15 protein-coding genes are annotated in these 16,813 nt (G+C 32.6%); 13 read left to right on the top strand and 2 right to left on the bottom strand.

The window, feature by feature from the left end; translation table 11 throughout:
• A complete protein-coding gene (locus EV214_RS01885; RefSeq protein ID WP_132242140.1) occupies positions 1 to 1,968 on the top strand; it encodes an FtsX-like permease family protein in 1,968 nt (655 codons plus the stop codon).
• 36 nt (positions 1,969 to 2,004) lie between these two features.
• Here EV214_RS01885 and EV214_RS01880 read toward each other — a convergent pair whose 3' ends face one another.
• Complete coding sequence (locus tag EV214_RS01880) at positions 2,005 to 2,145, bottom strand: hypothetical protein (protein WP_330571235.1); 141 nt, start codon at positions 2,143 to 2,145, stop codon at positions 2,005 to 2,007.
• 240 nt (positions 2,146 to 2,385) lie between these two features.
• Between EV214_RS01880 and citG the strand changes: the two genes are divergently transcribed.
• The 12 genes from citG to EV214_RS01820 all read left to right on the top strand — a co-directional run bounded on the left by citG (position 2,386) and on the right by EV214_RS01820 (position 15,476).
• The gene (citG, locus tag EV214_RS01875) at positions 2,386 to 3,255 is read left to right on the top strand and encodes a triphosphoribosyl-dephospho-CoA synthase CitG (protein ID WP_132242138.1); all 870 of its coding nucleotides are present in this window, start codon (positions 2,386 to 2,388) and stop codon (positions 3,253 to 3,255) included.
• A 290-nt stretch (positions 3,256 to 3,545) separates the two neighbouring features.
• Positions 3,546 to 4,610 carry a [citrate (pro-3S)-lyase] ligase gene (gene citC, locus EV214_RS01870; protein ID WP_132242136.1) on the top strand — a complete coding sequence of 355 codons (1,065 nt, stop codon included), beginning with the start codon at positions 3,546 to 3,548 and terminating at the stop codon, positions 4,608 to 4,610.
• A 16-nt stretch (positions 4,611 to 4,626) separates the two neighbouring features.
• Entirely contained in the window at positions 4,627 to 4,923 is a 297-nt protein-coding gene (gene citD / locus EV214_RS01865) for a citrate lyase acyl carrier protein (RefSeq protein WP_132242134.1), read from the top strand.
• Positions 4,924 to 5,811, top strand: a complete 888-nt coding sequence (citE, locus tag EV214_RS01860) for a citrate (pro-3S)-lyase subunit beta (RefSeq protein WP_132242132.1) — start codon at positions 4,924 to 4,926, stop codon at positions 5,809 to 5,811.
• A gap of 1 nt (position 5,812) precedes the next feature.
• Complete coding sequence (citF, locus tag EV214_RS01855; RefSeq protein ID WP_132242130.1) at positions 5,813 to 7,351, top strand: citrate lyase subunit alpha; 1,539 nt, start codon at positions 5,813 to 5,815, stop codon at positions 7,349 to 7,351.
• A gap of 11 nt (positions 7,352 to 7,362) precedes the next feature.
• On the top strand, positions 7,363 to 7,908 hold the full coding sequence (gene citX, locus EV214_RS01850; protein ID WP_132242128.1) for a citrate lyase holo-[acyl-carrier protein] synthase: 546 nt from the start codon (positions 7,363 to 7,365) through the stop codon (positions 7,906 to 7,908).
• A complete protein-coding gene (locus EV214_RS01845) occupies positions 7,899 to 8,927 on the top strand; it encodes a tripartite tricarboxylate transporter substrate binding protein (protein ID WP_132242126.1) in 1,029 nt (342 codons plus the stop codon). The genes citX and EV214_RS01845 overlap by 10 nt, the downstream gene beginning before the upstream one ends.
• Before the next feature lie 61 nt (positions 8,928 to 8,988).
• Entirely contained in the window at positions 8,989 to 9,489 is a 501-nt protein-coding gene (locus EV214_RS01840; RefSeq protein ID WP_132242124.1) for a tripartite tricarboxylate transporter TctB family protein, read from the top strand.
• 21 nt (positions 9,490 to 9,510) lie between these two features.
• Positions 9,511 to 11,007, top strand: coding sequence for a tripartite tricarboxylate transporter permease (locus tag EV214_RS01835; RefSeq protein ID WP_132242122.1), 1,497 nt, complete (start codon positions 9,511 to 9,513; stop codon positions 11,005 to 11,007).
• 107 nt (positions 11,008 to 11,114) lie between these two features.
• Positions 11,115 to 13,544: a sensor histidine kinase gene (locus tag EV214_RS01830; RefSeq protein ID WP_243116535.1), complete on the top strand. Its 2,430-nt coding sequence runs from the start codon at positions 11,115 to 11,117 to the stop codon at positions 13,542 to 13,544.
• Complete coding sequence (locus EV214_RS01825) at positions 13,534 to 14,307, top strand: Na-translocating system protein MpsC family protein (protein WP_165916177.1); 774 nt, start codon at positions 13,534 to 13,536, stop codon at positions 14,305 to 14,307. Before EV214_RS01830 ends, EV214_RS01825 begins: the two co-directional genes overlap by 11 nt.
• A 29-nt stretch (positions 14,308 to 14,336) precedes the next feature.
• Positions 14,337 to 15,476, top strand: coding sequence for an iron-containing alcohol dehydrogenase (locus EV214_RS01820; protein ID WP_132242116.1), 1,140 nt, complete (start codon positions 14,337 to 14,339; stop codon positions 15,474 to 15,476).
• A 239-nt stretch (positions 15,477 to 15,715) separates the two neighbouring features.
• On the opposite strand, the gene ychF is transcribed toward EV214_RS01820, so the two are convergent.
• Entirely contained in the window at positions 15,716 to 16,807 is a 1,092-nt protein-coding gene (ychF, locus tag EV214_RS01815) for a redox-regulated ATPase YchF (protein WP_132242114.1), read from the bottom strand.
• Between the last annotated feature and the right edge of the window lie 6 nt (positions 16,808 to 16,813).

Below are 16,813 nucleotides of genomic sequence, written 5' to 3'. Positions count from 1 at the left end.
ATGAAGCTAACCACATTAGCCCTATCCAATATAAAAAGAAACTTTAAAAAATATGCAATGTATTTTTTTTCATTAAGTTTTAGCGTGTTTACCGCATATACCTTCTTTGCATTGATGCAGAACAAATATGTACTAATGGCATTTACATACGATGACAGATACAAAGCATTACTTAAAAGCTTTGGTATTATCATAATAGTATTTGTGATGTTTTTTTTGATAAGCTCCAATAACAGTTTTATTAAGGCAAGAAAAAGGGAAATATCAACCTATGCATTATTTGGAATGACAAATGGTAGAATTGGTAGACTGATATTTCTTGAAACTATAATTGTAGGTACTATAGCCCTGATTATTGGGATTGGCGTAGGGATATTTTTTTCTAAGCTGATGGCAATGATTTTACTAGATATTTCTTTGGCATCCTTTACAGGTAAAATAGAATTTACAATAGCGCCTAAAGCTGCTTATATTACAACTATCATATTTATGTCCATATTTTGCGTGATGGGTTTATCGGGACTAAGAGTTATTAATAAATTTGAACTGGTTGATTTGTTCAAGGCCCATAAAGTATCTGAGGGTAGATCAAAGGGCTCAGTAATCGTCTTGATTTTATCCCTTATACTAATCGGAGCAGGTTATTATTTAGCGTCAAGTTCTAATGTTAGAATCGTTGTAAATGCAGCTATTCCTGTTCTTTTTCTGGTTGTTACAGGAACATATTTATTCTTTTGGGGTGGACTGCCAAAGGTATTAAATTTGATAAAAAGTAAAAAGAGCAACTATTACAGAGGCGTTAATTTAATATCTGTATCTGCTTTTTACCATAGGGTGAAGTCTATAGCTATGGTTATGGCCACAATAGCTGTTCTATCTGCAGTTGCTACAACGGCTATTGCTACAGGATATACTCTATACAATAATATTGAAAATAATACATATGAACAATTAGGGTATGATATGTATTTCTATGGTGGACAGGAAGAATTGTTGGGTGATGTAGAAGCTGCTTTTGAAGCACATGGAAATGAAATTATTGAGGAGTTTACCGCTCAAAGATATACATGTTCACCTAGTGCAGATGTTCTTAGGATTAAGAATTCATCCTTCAATATAAGTAAGGACGATTATTTCAGAGTATATTCTGAATCTATATATAATAAGCTTATGTCTATAACCAGATGTGATTACAAAACTGTTAGCATAAAATCTGGTGAGGCAATCTATGTTTATCCGTTTATGATTGATAATATAGCAGATGCAATAACGGGTCAGGCGCTTACTTTTACAGATGAAGCCTTGAAAGTTACAGCAACAATAAGAGCAGGTATTTTATCCTTTGGTGCAATTCATACAATTGTAATCAATGATGCTGATTTTGATATACTTTTAAATAGTGGAGATATAACCGATACAAATGAGGGTGGAGCACCATATGACAAGGTAACGGTATTTAAATATCAACAACCTTTGAGTTCACCAGAGCTAAACCGTGAATTAACCCAAATATTATCTGGTAATACAGGCAGTTTTAGGACGGCATATACGCTTTATGATGAATCTTTACAAACCTTTGGGTTGGTGTGCTTTATCGGCTTCTTTATGGGGGGCGTATTTATACTGATGACTGCTAGCTTGCTGTACTTTAAGCAGATCATGGCGGCAGAGGAAGAAAGACATCAATATAGAATGTTAAGAAAAATTGGTATGGATGATTATATGGAGAAAAGAGTGATTGCTAAGCGATTGATTCCAGTGTTTTTGATACCATTGCTAGTCGGAATCGTTCACAGTATTTTTGCGATGAAGTCAGCAGACACCTTGGTTTTTTCCAATATGATAGCAGATGAAAACTCTTATTCTACCGTGCTTTTATGTTCAGCTGTGATGTATGGCATATATGCTATTGTGTATAGCATATTCTATTTCATTACGAAGGGACAATATTCAAGGATCGTGAAATAAATTGAAAGAATACTTGAAGATAAAAAAAGACCGCTATTATCTAGTAAAACAGATATTCGTCCTTAGAGGGACGATTCTTTTCTTATCAGTGTAAAGTTTAAAGGCTGCTTTATTTGCTTTGATCGCATCTCTCATCGTGAATACTTTTTTTATATCTTGTTTTGTTAGTAATAACATAAAATATCCCTCTATTTCAATTATATTTTTTATAGAAAATTTGAAAATCCAAACAACATTTCTCTTATTTACTATTATAACTACTTAATGCGCTATTTCAATATTTTTTACAAAATAGTATTTCTAATTTACGAGCAATATTTTTTGATCTCTAAGAAGCATTATTGAAAAATTTTAAATAATCATATATGATAAAAGAAAATTTGTAGTTTGAAATCTGTGAAAATTAGGAGAGATTACATGAAAGATCAAGAAAAATTTGCAAGGGACATAGAGTCGATTGCTGTTCGCGCCCTTTTATATGAAGTATCTACTACACCAAAACCAGGCCTTGTAGATCGGAAAAATAATGGTGCGCATAGGGATATGGATTTTTTTACATTTATTGACAGTAGTATTGTGTTAGGACAGATCTTTTATGATGCTACATTGACGGGAATAGCATATAAGGGAGATCTAAAAGAATTACTTCATGCTATTCGTCCTATAGGTAGGAGCGGCGAAGAAAAAATGTTTGCTGTGACGAACGGAGTTAATACCCATAAAGGTCTCATTTTTTCATTGGGAATTATAGCAGCTGCGATAGGATCTCTTTATCAAGAGAAAAAGAGAGATCGTTGGTTAGCTTATGATATTTGCAATCAAGTAAAACTTATGACTAAGGACTTAGTAGATCAGGAATTAAAGAAAAAAGATTTTGGTAAAGCATTGACTTATGGTGAACAATTATATGTAAAACATGGAATAACCGGTATAAGAGGAGAAGTAGCTTCTGGATTTCAAACGGTTTGCACCTATGGACTACCTTTACTAAAAGGATTAATGAAATCTAAAAAAGGAACCTTTAATGAGCGATTGATACAGGTGTTGTTATGTTTAATGGTACATACTGAAGATTCTAATATTCTCGGAAGACACGATTTAGACATGCTACAAAAAGTACAAGCACGTGCAAAAATAGTTTTTGAACAAGGGGGAGTTTTTTCTAAAAACGGATTAGAAAATATTGAGGAATTCGATAAATGGTGCATAAATCATTGGGTAAGTCCTGGTGGTGCAGCTGATTTGTTGGCGATTACCATTATGTTATATTTAGTGGAACAAATATAATTTATAGAAATTTGATAAAAAAGTATTGTATTTAAAAAAAAGGTGTAGTATAATCTAGTTAGAAAACGTTTCCAATACAAAAAACTTAAGCTTGTGATAGATACATGGTGTAGACTATCAATAAGATAAGGCTGTTGGAAATATGACGAGTGTTTTAATACAATTGAATCCTATTGTTTGACAAGGCGAGAGATAATGAATGATTATGCTTTCAAAGGTCAACATATAAAATTTTTGAATTTTATATGTTGACCTTTTTTGATTTTTGTTTTTAATAAGGAGAAATAAATATGATATATGAAGGCTTTACAGTTACAAAAGATTTTACAGTTGAAAAAATTTATATGGATGAAAAAAAGACAAAAAAACAAGTACTAGATCTATTAGAAAAAAATGATCTCACTCTTGATATAGGACTAGAGGATAGTGTGGGCGTGTATGATGGAGAAAATTTGATTGCAACCGGGTCTATTAAGGGAAACACTTTAAGATGTATCGCTATAGATCAAGATTATCAAGGAACAAGTGTATTGAATCTATTAATGGATACGTTAGTCCGTATGCAATACATGAGAGAAAGAAGTCATTTGTTTGTATATACAAAACCAACAGCACAAAAAAGTTTTCAATTTATGGGATTTCATAAGATTGAAGAAGTAAATGAAAAAGTGATTTTAATGGAAAATAAAATGGATGGGATCAAAAGTTATTTAGATCGGTTATCAAAGCATGAAGTATCAGGAGATAAAATAAGTGCGATTGTTATGAATGCTAATCCGTTTACGAATGGTCATCTTTATTTAATTGAAAGGGCATCAAAAGAAAGTGACCATGTACATGTTTTTATGGTATCTTCTGATATTTCTAGTTTTCCTTATAGTGTGCGCAAGCAATTGATAACAGAAGGAACAAAACATATAAAAAATATTACACTGCATGAAGGCGGAGATTATATTATCTCAAATGCTACATTTCCCTCTTATTTCATAAAAGAAAAAAGTGAAATCGTTAAAATACATGCAACACTAGATCTAAAAATATTTGCAAAGTATATTGGACCAAGTCTAGGGATACATCAAAGATATGTTGGAGAAGAACCTTATTGTGAAACGACGCATCAATACAACCAAGTCATGAAAATGATATTACCACAATATGGGATTGATGTAAAAGAAATCGCAAGAAAAGCAATAGAAGATGGGACCATTAGTGCATCGAAAGTGAGAGATTTTATAGCAACGGGGAATATTGAAAAGATAAACTCTTTTGTTCCTGAGGCTACATATACTTTTTTAGCTTCAGAAGAGGGGAAAAAAATTATTCATAAAATACAAAAATGCAAGAAAAGACACTGATAAAGAGGTGATTTATGTGGAAATTATCAAAACTGGAATGGCTGGAACAATGGAATCTAGCGATATTCATGTGATAATAGAGAAAAATGAAGAAGCAGGAATTAAAATTTTTCTTAATAGTACGGTTGAAAAACAATTTGGAGAGCAAATCGAGGGAGTGATTTTAAAGACATTAAAGGAAATGGATATAATCAATGTTGTTGTTCGCGCGATGGATCGCGGCGCATTAGACTGTACCATTCGTGCACGTGTACAAAGTGCTGTTATGCGTAGCATATTGAAAGAAAATGAATTAGATTGGGGGTTATTATAGATGCAAAAACTAAGAAGAACGATGATGTATGTTCCTGGTAATAACCCTGGTATGTTAACAGATGCACATATTTATGGTGCAGATTCATTAATGTTTGATTTAGAAGATTCTATCGCTCTTTCAGAAAAAGATTGTGCAAGATTACTCGTATATAATGCAGTGAAGTCAATGGATTATGAAGGAATGGAAATTGTCGTAAGAATCAATGGCTTAGATTCACCTTATGGACGTGCAGATATAGAAGCGATGGTGCGTGCTGGGGTGGATGTGATTCGTCTACCTAAGACAGAAACCGCACAAGACGTGACTGAAGTAGAAAAGATTATAGAAGAAGTAGAAAAAAAAATCGAAAAAGAAATTGGATCGACAAAAATGATGGGTGCGATTGAAAGCCCTTTAGGGGTAATCAATGCGGTAGAAATTGCTACCGCGAGTAAAAGATTAATGGGCATTGCGCTAGGCGCAGAAGATTATGTTACAAATATGAAAACAAAGAGAAGTCCAGGAGGAATAGAATTATTATTGGCAAGAAGTCAAATATTAACAGCCGCGCGTGCAGCAGGAATTTATGCACTAGATACAGTTTATTCTGATGTGGATAATGAAGAAGGCTTCCGTGAAGAAGTTAAGCTTATAAAACAGCTTGGATTTGATGGTAAATCAATTATCAATCCAAGACAAATCGGGCCAGTGCATGAAATATATGCGCCTACTGAGAAGGAAATTGATCATGCAAAAAAAGTAATGAAAGCTATTAAAGAAGCGAATGAAAAAGGCGCAGGGGTTATATCTTTAAATGGAAAAATGATTGATAAGCCAATTGTAGAAAGGGCAGAACGCGTATTAGAACTAGCAAAAATGTCAGGGCTTATAAAGGAGGGCGAGTAAAATGAAGAATGCAATTGAACGAGAAATTCCAGAGAATATTGTTTGGTATGATACGGTAATTAATTATGCTACGCCTTTTGAGAAAGAGCCTACTGGTAGAAAAATAGCCCCTTTATTAAAGCAAGTAAAGCCTAGTGAAAATAAGCTAGTAAATAGTATAGAAGAATTGATTCAAAAAGCTGGATTAAAAACGGGTATGACCATTTCTTTTCACCATCATTTTAGAGATGGAGATTATATTCTCAATAGTATCGTAGAGAAAATTGCACAAATGGGGATAAAAGATATTACGATTGTGCCAAGTTCTCTTTCAAATATTCATGAATCATTAGTAGAGCATATAAAAAATGGCGTGATTACAGGAATTCATACAAGTGGTATAAGAGGTAGATTAGCGGAGGCAATTTCTAATGGATTAATGGAAAAACCCATTGTGATTCGTTCTCATGGGGGAAGAGCAAGAGCCATTGAAGCAGGTGAAATAAAAATTGATGTTGCATTTTTAGGAGTGCCTTCATGTGATGAATATGGAAACGCTAGTGGAAAAGGAGCGAATACGATTTGTGGTTCGCTAGGTTATGCAAAAGTTGATGCAGCTTATGCTGATCAAGTAGTATTGATTACAGATGATTTAGTAGCTTATCCGAATTACCCAGCGAGCATTTCACAAACAGATGTAGATTATGTTATAAAGGTGGATGCTGTGGGAGATCCAAGTGGCATTGCTTCAGGGGCAACGCGTTTTACAAAGAACCCAAAAGAATTATTAATCGCACAATATGCTAGCAAATTGATTGTAAATTCCCCCTATTTTAAAGAAGGATTTTCATTTCAAACGGGTTCAGGAGGAGCATCTTTAGCTGTAACAAGATTTATCAAAGCAGAAATGAAAAGTAAAAATATTAAAGCGAGATTTGCATTAGGGGGCATCACAAAACCGATGGTTCAGATGCATGAAGAAGGATTAATTGAACACTTATTTGATGTACAAAGTTTTGATTTAGTTGCATGTGAATCTATTATGAAAAATCCAAATCACCATGAAATTGATGCATCTCTTTATGCAAATCCTCATAATAAAGGATGTGTTGCGAACCAATTAGATATTGTTATATTAAGTGCATTAGAGATAGATGTAGATTTTAATGTAAATGTAATAACAGGTTCTGATGGTGTTATCCGAGGTGCATCGGGAGGACATTCAGATACAGCAGCAGCTTCAAAATTATCAATTATTGTGGCACCTCTTATTAGAGGAAGAATTCCAACAGTTGTAGATGGTGTAAATACAGTGATTACACCTGGAGAAACAGTGGATGTAGTAGTGACGGATCGAGGAATTGCTATCAATCCAAAAAGAACAGATTTATTGGAAATATTTAAAAATACGGATTTGCCGATCTTTACAATTGAAGAACTAAAAGAGAAGGCACAAAAGATCGTGGGAAAAGCAAAACCTATAGCATATTTAGAAAAGATTGTTGGGATTGTAGAATATCGTGATGGTAGCATTATTGATGTGATTAAGCAAGTAAAATAAGGAGATGCCTTATGAATGAGAATAAAAATATAGAGGAAATTCTTAAGGCAAGAGAAAGACGATTTTATTATCAAAAGAAGCTTATAAAAAAATATGAAAAGACGTTGGTTGCATTGAAATTAAATATTCCGGGATCTGAGAAAGATGGAAAGTTATATAGAAAAATCTTTAATAATGGATTGAATGTCTTGAAAGCTTTCCTAGATCAACAAAAAATAAAGATTATATTTGAAGAAATATGTAATAAATCTACCGGATCAGAAGCATTTATCATAGTAGATACAGAAGCTGTAAAGATGAAAGAGATTTGTATAGAGATTGAGGAAACAGATGTGTTAGGAAGAATATACGATTTTGATGTGATAGATTCTTTAGGCAATGCAGTTAGTAGAGAAAAAATAGGAAAAGATCAAAGAAAATGTTTTCTATGTAATGAGTATGTCTGGGTATGTTCAAGAACGAGAGCACATTCTGTGGATGAAATGCTAACGTTTATTGAAAAAATAGCCAAGACATATTTTATAAAAAAGAAAAAGGAGGAAATAAAATGGCAATAAAAAAGAAAATCATTGCACTAGGCTTGGCAGTAAGTTTAGTGGGCGCAGGCTTATTAACAGGGTGTGGTAGCAAAGATACACAAACTGCAAAGGAAGAGCCTACAGAGAAATATCCTAAAAAAGCAATGGAATTTATCGCACCAGGAGGTGCTGGAGGTGGCTGGGATTTAACGATTCGTACAACTGCTAAGATACTTAAAGATACAAATTTAGTATCTGTACCTATGCCGATCACAAACAAATCTGGTGGTGGCGGTGGAATAAATCTTGCGTATATGCAGACGAAGAAAGGCTCAGATAGTTTAATTTCTGTTTATTCACCACCACTATTATTAATCAATTTAAATGGTTCTACAGAGTTAAGTTATAAGGATACAACACCACTGGCTAGATTGATTACAGATTATGGAGTTTTCGTAGTACCAAAAGATTCCAAATACACTTCAATAAGTGAAGTAATGGAAGCATTAAAGACAGACCCTAAGAGTGTTAAAATCGGTGGAAATTCATCCGCTGGAAGTATGGATCATATTCAATTCTTAATGGTAGCAAAAGCTGCTGGGGTAGAAAATATTAAGGATATTGATTATATCAGTTTCCAAGATGGTACAGCAACTGCACAGATATTAGGAGGACATGTTGATTTATTATCAACGGGTTTGGGTGATGTAGAGCAATTGCTTGCAAGTGGAGAATTAAAAGCATTAGCACAAACAGCAGATAAACATGTGGGTCAAGGTGTTCTTGCAGAAATTCCAACAGTGAAAGAGCAAGGAATTGATGTAACGTTTGAAAACTGGAGAGGATTATTTGCAGCACCAGAAATGCCTGACCATGCTGTAAAATATTGGAGAGAAACTTTAGCAAAAATGGTAGAAACAAAAGAGTGGGATGAAGCTTGTAAGAAAAATGGATGGGATAAGGCTTATTTGGATCAAGAAGAATTTGAAAACTTCCTTGGAACTGCAAATGATCAATATAAAGGAATACTAGAAGAAATTGGTATGGCTAAAAAATAATTTGACAAAAGGGTTCGTGTTTGAACACGAATCCTTTTATTAAAAAAAAGGAGAGGTGAAAATGGAGAAAGTTAAGAAAAAATTAGATTTTAATGGATTAACAGGGATCATTACTTTGATGATTGCTCTGATTTATGGATTGAGTGCTTATATGCTTCCGAAAGCAGCTATTGGTAATCCTAATGCCCCTCGTATTTATCCATTGATACTTGCGAGTGTTTTAGTAATGCTAGGCATTATTCTTATTATTAAAAGTGATATAAAGCAATCGATTGCATCTTTTGAAAGTTTAAAAAAGGAAGCAAGTGATAATGATCGATTAAACTGGAAAATGATTATGCAAACAAGTGTACTATGTGTTTTATATGCAGCTGTATTTGATCATTTAGGCTATGTGATTTCAACCTTTGTATTTTTACAAATTATATTAGTCATTATTAATGGCAAGGAAAAATGGAAAATAAATACCATCGTATCTCTTTTCTTTAGTATTGGTATTTATATAATTTTTTCAAAATTGTTAGGCATATACTTGCCACAAATACCTTATTTATATATCTAAATATTGCATGGAGGGGAAAGCATGGACGTAATTGCAAATTTATTGAATGGATTTATGGTCGCACTACAGCCATATCATCTATTAATGGTTACGATTGGAGGTATTTTAGGGACAATCGTTGGAATGTTACCTGGATTAGGACCCGCAACGGGTGTTGCGGTATTACTGCCAATTACTTTTAGCATGGGACCAACAGCAGCACTTATTACAATGACGGGTGTATATTATGGAGCTATGTTTGGTGGTTCAAGAAGTTCGATATTAATTAACACACCAGGAGATGGTGCAGCACTTGCTGCAACATTTGACGGATATCCAATGGCAATGAAAGGAAAAGCAGAATCTGCTTTGGCTATTTCTGCAATTGCATCATTTATTGGTGGAACAATTGCAGCAGTTTTCATGGTTGCACTAGCTACACCTGTAGCAAGATTCGCATTGAAATTTGGCCCAGCAGAGTATTTCTTGTTGATGGTTGCAGCTTTATCTATGACTGCATCGATGTCAAAAAATAATGTGTTAAAAGGATTTATTTCTATGATTCTTGGGCTGATGATTGGAACAGTAGGGATCGATGCGCAATCAGGAATTGAAAGATTTACATTTGGCGTATTAGAATTACAAACAGGAATAGACTTTTTAATAGTAATCATTGGTATTTATGCACTCGGTGAGGTATTTAAAAGTTATAAAGTGATTAATGAAGGAACGAAAAAAGCACAAACAAAATTCGGAAAAATTTGGATTACTAAAGAAGAATGGAAAAAAAGTAAATGGCCTATTCTAAGAAGTGCACCCCTTGGATTTATTATTGGTGCGTTACCAGGTGCAGGTGGAACAATGGCATCTTTAATGGCATACAATAATGAAAAACAAATGTCTAAAAATCCAGAAGAATTTGGAGAAGGTGCAATTGAAGGATTAGCTGCGCCCGAGTCTGCGAACAATGCAGCTTCAGTAGGTGCTTTGATTCCTATGTTGACTTTGGGGATTCCGGGATCTGGAACAACTGCAGTAATGATGGGTGCCTTACTTATGTTAGGGATTCAACCAGGCCCCTTATTATTTACACAGAACCCAGATATTGCTTGGGGATTGATTGCGAGTATGTTTATTGGAAATATTATTTTAGCAGTGATCAATATTCCTTTGGCAGGAATTTTGGTTCGTGTTTTATCTATTCCGCCTAAGATATTGTATCCAATCGTTCTTGCACTAGCATTTGTAGGAACTTACGCTATTTCGAATAGTGTGATAGATTTTTATTTACTCATCTTATTTGGGATATTAGGATATTTTATGACGAATCTAAAAATACCTACAGCACCTATGATTTTAGCGGCAATTGTTGGTGGGACAATGGAACAATCCTTTAGACAAGCGATTAAGATTGCAAATGGAAGTATGAACATATTTTACGGATCAACTTTAGCAATTTGTTTAATAACCATAACAATTATATCTATTGTTTATCCAATGATAAAAGAGTATATAAAAAAAGAGAAAATTACTGCATAAACATAGCAAAAAAAATTAGTAAAATTACTAATTTTTTTTGCTATGTTTAGAAAAGTTTTAACATTAGTGATATGCTATAATATTACTAGGAGGGATAAAAAGTGAAGATGAAAAAAGGCAATATGGATTTGTATATACTCATGGGCGCTATTTTTATTTGTGTAATCATGATATTATCTGCTTCTTATATGAATTATAAAAGTGTGCAAGATCATATTATCGCGAAGGAACAACAGCAATTATTGACTATTTCAAAATCTATATCTAGAAGTATTGAACGTTTTTTCAGCTATCAAAGCGAGAATCTTAAAATTATTACAAAAAATAGATCATTTCAAGAACAATTTCGCAATTATATGTTATCTAATGGTGTAGACACAAGATTTAATAGTTTAGAAGATTATTATATTATTCAAAAAGATAATATTGACAAAATACAATTATTAAGTTTAGAAGCAAAAGTAATTGAAACCTATCCGGATGAAGAACTATCTACACATCCAAAAATAAATGAAGATGTACAAAATGTTTTAACTAGAAAAGATGCAATGATCAGTGAGGTCTATTTCTATAACGGACAATTTTATATTAAAATTTTTGAACCTATATTTTATGATTCAAAAATTGAAGCGATCCTATGTACACAGATAAGTTTGGATAAAATTTATCAACAGTTTGTAAAACCTATTCGTGTAGGAGAGAAGGGATATGCCTCGGTTAAAAGTAAAAATGGGATACTATTGATGCATCCTAAAAAAGAAGATATTGGAAAAAATGTGATGAAAGCGAGAAGAGAGGAATTTCCTGATTATGATTGGTATGAATTAGAAAAATTGGTTCAGAAACAGAAAAATGGAGAATCAGGTGTTGGGATCTATCATTCTATCTGGTATCAAGACAAAAATAAAAAAAGAGTGAAAAAATTCAGTGCTTATTCACCTGCAAGGCTCGGGGCTGAATTTTGGATTGTTACAGTATCTATGGATTATTTGGAAATGACACAATTTATACGCTATGGTACCTATAAAATTCTTGCTTTTAATTTTATTATTCTTTTGATTTTTATTTCAGGAATGTTCTATATTTATAAAATTAAAAAAGACAAGAGGCAATTAGAAAAAGAAGCAAGTTTATCAACGAAAGTAAATCAGCTAAACAAGGAACTAGAAAAAGATATTGAAGAAAGAAAATCACTTGAAAAAGAATTGATTCGAAACAAAGAAAAGTATGAACGTCTTTTTAATAGTGGAAGTGATTGTACTTTTGTATTAAATTTAGATCAAAATAATTTACCTACAGAATTTTTAGAAGTAAATAGTAAAGCCTATTGCAGTCTTCATTACGATAAAGCGGCTTTGTTAAAAATGTCTTATTTAGATATTTCTAAGGATAGCAATGCGCAAAAATTTAAAAATATGGTAGAAAGTTTAAAGAAAGATAAGATGACTATTTTTGAAGATACATTGATTACAAGTCATGGCAAATTCATTCCAGTAGAAATCAGTGCACATTTATTTCAACTTGAAAACCAATTAAAAATGATTTTGATTTCTAGGGATATTACCAATAAAAAAATTCAAGAAGAGGCTTTAAAAAGAAGTGAAGGACGATTTAGAAAGATTATTCATCAAGTTGCATCGGAGATTTCAAATGGGTTGCCTCAAAACCAAATAAATATTTATCATAAAGAAAAGAACACAAGTACTTATTATTCAGATGTGGAAAATAAGAATCGTATTGCTTTAGAATTAGAACAGATTAATATAAAATTAGAAGAAATGTTTCAAAAAGAAGTAGATGAAAATAAGAAAAAGGAAGCTTTAATGATTTATCAATCAAGATTGGCTGCAATGGGAGAAATGATTGGAAATATTGCGCATCAATGGCGACAACCGTTAAGTGGGTTAGGTCTTATTTTTTCAAATATTGAGGATGCTTATCAATATGAAGAATTAACGCAAGAATATTTGGCACAACTGATGGAAAGAGCTAAAAAATTGATCAATCGTATGTCACAGACCATTGATGATTTTCGATATTTTTTTAATCCAAAAAGAGAAGAAGTATGTTTTTCTATTCGAGAGAATATCGAATCAACCATAGATTTTTTGCAAGAGCATTTAAGGCTGCATCAAATACAATTAAATATGCATGTGATAAAAGATGGATTCATTTTTGGACATGCCAATCAATATTCACAAGTTATCTTTAATATTGTTCAAAACGCTGTGGATGCTTTAATTGAAAAAAGACTTTATGATCGTACAATAGATATAAGCATTAATGCGCACGAATCTGTAGTGAATGTAGAGATTGAAGATAATGCCAAGGGTATGGATGAAGCAATTATTGGGCGTGTATTTGAAGCACATTTTACGACAAAAGGAAAAGGAAAAGGTACAGGATTAGGTCTTTATATGTCAAAAGTAATTATAGAAAAGAATTTCCATGGGAAAATTTATATTGATAATAGAAAAGAGGGTGTATGTATTTCTATGATCATTCCAAGAAATGGAGCTGATGAAAGTGAAGGATAAAAGCATTTTGTATAATCTAAAAGTTTTATATGTAGAAGATGAAGAGATGATTCGTGAGGAATTAGCGCGTTTTATCAAACGACGTGTTGGAAAACTATATCTTGGTATTGATGGGGAGGATGGACTCATTAAGTTTGATGAACATAAACCAGATCTTATTATTACAGATTTGAAAATGCCTAAGATGGATGGGTTAGAAATGGCGAAAAAAATTAGAAATATAGACAATACTTGTCCAATTATCGTAATCACGGCTATTTCTGATGCGGATTCTATTATTCATACGATAGATGTAGGGATTGATAAATATATTATTAAACCGATTGACACAAAAGAATTAGTGGATGCTATGGAAAAAGCAGCGCTGAAATTGTATAAAATAAAATCAAAAGAGACGGTTATTCATTCGATTATTATTGAGAAAGAAGCCAAGAAAGAACTTGAAAATAAAATTCAAAAAGAAATGGCTCGATTTATTAAACATTATACAGGGAAGGGACCTAAAAATGTACAGGCTTTTATACAAGGAGATCTATTAACCATTCAATGTTTTGAAACAAGGACGACATATGAAAAGGCATTATTAGATAATCTTGAAAACATCCGTTTGGTTAATTACAATCGAGAACTATTTTTCAAAGATAAAGAAAAAGAAATCGAATCAAATTTGAAAGATATTTTAAATACAAATCTTCAAATGGATGAAATCATTATTGATTCAAGGTTGGATATAGACCAAATTAAATTGAAAATAGATGATTAGTAAGGATATACGAGGGAGGAACTAATTATATGAAAATATTGAAATTATATGGTGATAAACTCATTACAGGTAAGGACGCTCTTAATTATATTAAAGATATAGAGGGAAGTAGAATTTTCATTGTTACAGGTGGCAAATCTATGTTTAATAATGGAACAATTGATAGAATTAAAGGTATGTTAAATGAATCTGGTAAAAAGTATACAATAATGGACGGTGTTCAAAAAAATCCTGATACTGAAATTGTTGATAAAGGGCTTTGTGAGATGAAAAAATTTAAGCCAGATACAGTTATAGCTATTGGTGGGGGTTCTCCAATTGATGCAGCTAAAGTAATGACATTATTTTATGAATATCCAACCATAAATTTTAACAATGTTTTAGAAATTAATTTACCCGAATATAAAAAAAATATTAAGTTCGTTGCAATACCAACAACATCAGGAACGGGCGCTGAGGTTACAAAGGCTGCAGTTATTACATTCAAGGATAAAAACATAAAGATTGGTTTGAAGACAAATGCATTTATTCCTGAGATCGCAATATTAGACCCTGAGCTTACAATGTCAATGCCAGATAACATAGTGGCGCAAACGGGATTAGATGCCATCACGCATGCTTTAGAAAGTTATATAAATCACAATTTGGATGATTATACAGAATGTTTAGCTAAAGGAGCAATAGCTGGATTATTTAAATATTTACCTGTATCATATAAGGACAAAACAATTGAGAGTCGTGAAAAAGTTCATAATTATCAAAGTATGGCAGGAATGGCTTTTCATAATGTAGGCTTAGGAATGGCACATGGAATTTCTCATGCGCTTGGTGGAAAATATGATTTAGGACATGGGTTAGTGAATGGAATAGCCTTACCTTATGTATTGAAGTATAATTCTTCAAATGCAATTGTGAAAGAGAAGTTAGACTATTTAGCAAAAGTGATTGAGAGGAAAGATTTGATTGAAGAAATAAAGAATCTTAACAACTTGATGAGTATCCCTAATTCTTTTAAAGAAGTAGTAGGAATTTCTAAAGAAATTTTTCTTGCAGATATGGATGAATTGGTAGAGAATTCTTTAAAAGGTTCGACTCAAAGGAACCCTGTAAAAGTAGGTAAATCAGATATGAAAACAATGCTTCTGAATATGTATAATGGGACTGAGTAATCTTAAAAGTAAGAGATGGCTAATATATAATTATGCTTGAAAAAGATATGGTTGTTGAAAAGTATGCTCAAGCTTTGCGCAAAGCTTGAGCAGGGAGTTATTGTTTTTGTATATGTTTCATGTTTTTGTGAAATGAAAGAAACAATCTACACAGTAATATCTTTTCCATCTAATAATCTCATTTCAGTAATCAATTATTCAAAAATAATTGATTTACTATCATTAGAAATAATTTTTATTTATACATTAAATCGAAATAATATTACATCCCCATCTTTTACAACATATTCTTTTCCTTCAAGTCTAACCAATCCTTTTTCCTTAGCAGCTGCCATACTTCCAGCAGTTACTAAATCATCAAAACTAACGGTTTCTGCGCGGATAAATCCTTTTTCAAAGTCAGTATGAATTTTTCCAGCAGCTTGTGGCGCTTTGCTTCCAACCGTTATGGTCCACGCGCGTACTTCCTGTGGACCTGCCGTTAAGAAACTCATAAGACCAAGAAGTCTGTATCCAGCATGGATCAGTTTATCAAGACCTGATTCAGAAAGACCAAGTTCTGATAAAAATTGTTCTTTTTCTTCATCATCAAGTTCTGAAATTTCGGATTCGATCTTCGCACAGATTACGACAACTTCTGCATTTTCAGTTTTTGCGTGTTCTCTTACTTCTGCTACCATTTTATTAGCTTCAGAATCAAGCAAATCATCTTCAGATACATTAGCAACATAAATGATTGGTTTAAAGGACAATAAAGTATACTCTTGTACCATTTTTTCTTCATCTTCTGTTAGATCAAGGGCCCTGATAGACTTTCCTTCTTCAAGCGTTTCTTTGATTCTTTCTAATAAATCAAGTTCTTTTTGAAGGGATTTATCTCCTTTTAACATCTTTCTAGCTTTTTGGATTCTTCGATCAATTAACTCAAGATCAGAAAAAATTAATTCAAGATTAATCGTTTCGATATCTCGTAGGGGACCTACACTTCCATCTACATGGACTACATTTTCATCTTCAAAACATCTTACAACATGAACGATTGATTCAACTTCTCGAATATTTCCTAAAAATTTATTACCAAGTCCTTCACCTTTACTAGCGCCTTTTACAAGTCCTGCTATATCATAAAATTCAATAGCAGTAGGAAGTACTCTTTTTGAATCATACATTTTTCTTAATACTTCGAGTCTTTTATCAGGAACGGAAACAACACCCACATTTGGTTCTATGGTACAAAACGGATAGTTTGCTGATTCAGCACCAGCTTTTGTGATTGCATTAAAAAGTGTGCTTTTTCCTACATTTGGTAAACCTACGATACCTAATTTCATCTATAA

This window comes from Marinisporobacter balticus (assembly GCF_004345705.1).
GTDB lineage: Bacteria > Bacillota > Clostridia > Peptostreptococcales > Thermotaleaceae > Marinisporobacter > Marinisporobacter balticus.
Note: the sequence above shows the minus strand (reverse complement) of the source record. Positions and strands in the feature narration are given on the sequence as shown.

Bases quoted from the DNA above. Each gene is read 5' to 3' on its own strand.
- EV214_RS01885 (WP_132242140.1), top strand. From the start codon at position 1: ATGAAGCTAACCACATTAGCCCTATCCAATATAAAAAGAAACTTTAAA.
- EV214_RS01880 (WP_330571235.1), bottom strand. From the start codon at position 2,145: ATGTTATTACTAACAAAACAAGATATAAAAAAAGTATTCACGATGAGA.
- citG (WP_132242138.1), top strand. From the start codon at position 2,386: ATGAAAGATCAAGAAAAATTTGCAAGGGACATAGAGTCGATTGCTGTT.
- citC (WP_132242136.1), top strand. From the start codon at position 3,546: ATGATATATGAAGGCTTTACAGTTACAAAAGATTTTACAGTTGAAAAA.
- citE (WP_132242132.1), top strand. From the start codon at position 4,924: ATGCAAAAACTAAGAAGAACGATGATGTATGTTCCTGGTAATAACCCT.
- citF (WP_132242130.1), top strand. From the start codon at position 5,813: ATGAAGAATGCAATTGAACGAGAAATTCCAGAGAATATTGTTTGGTAT.
- citX (WP_132242128.1), top strand. From the start codon at position 7,363: ATGAATGAGAATAAAAATATAGAGGAAATTCTTAAGGCAAGAGAAAGA.
- EV214_RS01845 (WP_132242126.1), top strand. From the start codon at position 7,899: ATGGCAATAAAAAAGAAAATCATTGCACTAGGCTTGGCAGTAAGTTTA.
- EV214_RS01840 (WP_132242124.1), top strand. From the start codon at position 8,989: ATGGAGAAAGTTAAGAAAAAATTAGATTTTAATGGATTAACAGGGATC.
- EV214_RS01835 (WP_132242122.1), top strand. From the start codon at position 9,511: ATGGACGTAATTGCAAATTTATTGAATGGATTTATGGTCGCACTACAG.
- EV214_RS01830 (WP_243116535.1), top strand. From the start codon at position 11,115: ATGAAAAAAGGCAATATGGATTTGTATATACTCATGGGCGCTATTTTT.
- EV214_RS01820 (WP_132242116.1), top strand. From the start codon at position 14,337: ATGAAAATATTGAAATTATATGGTGATAAACTCATTACAGGTAAGGAC.
- ychF (WP_132242114.1), bottom strand. From the start codon at position 16,807: ATGAAATTAGGTATCGTAGGTTTACCAAATGTAGGAAAAAGCACACTT.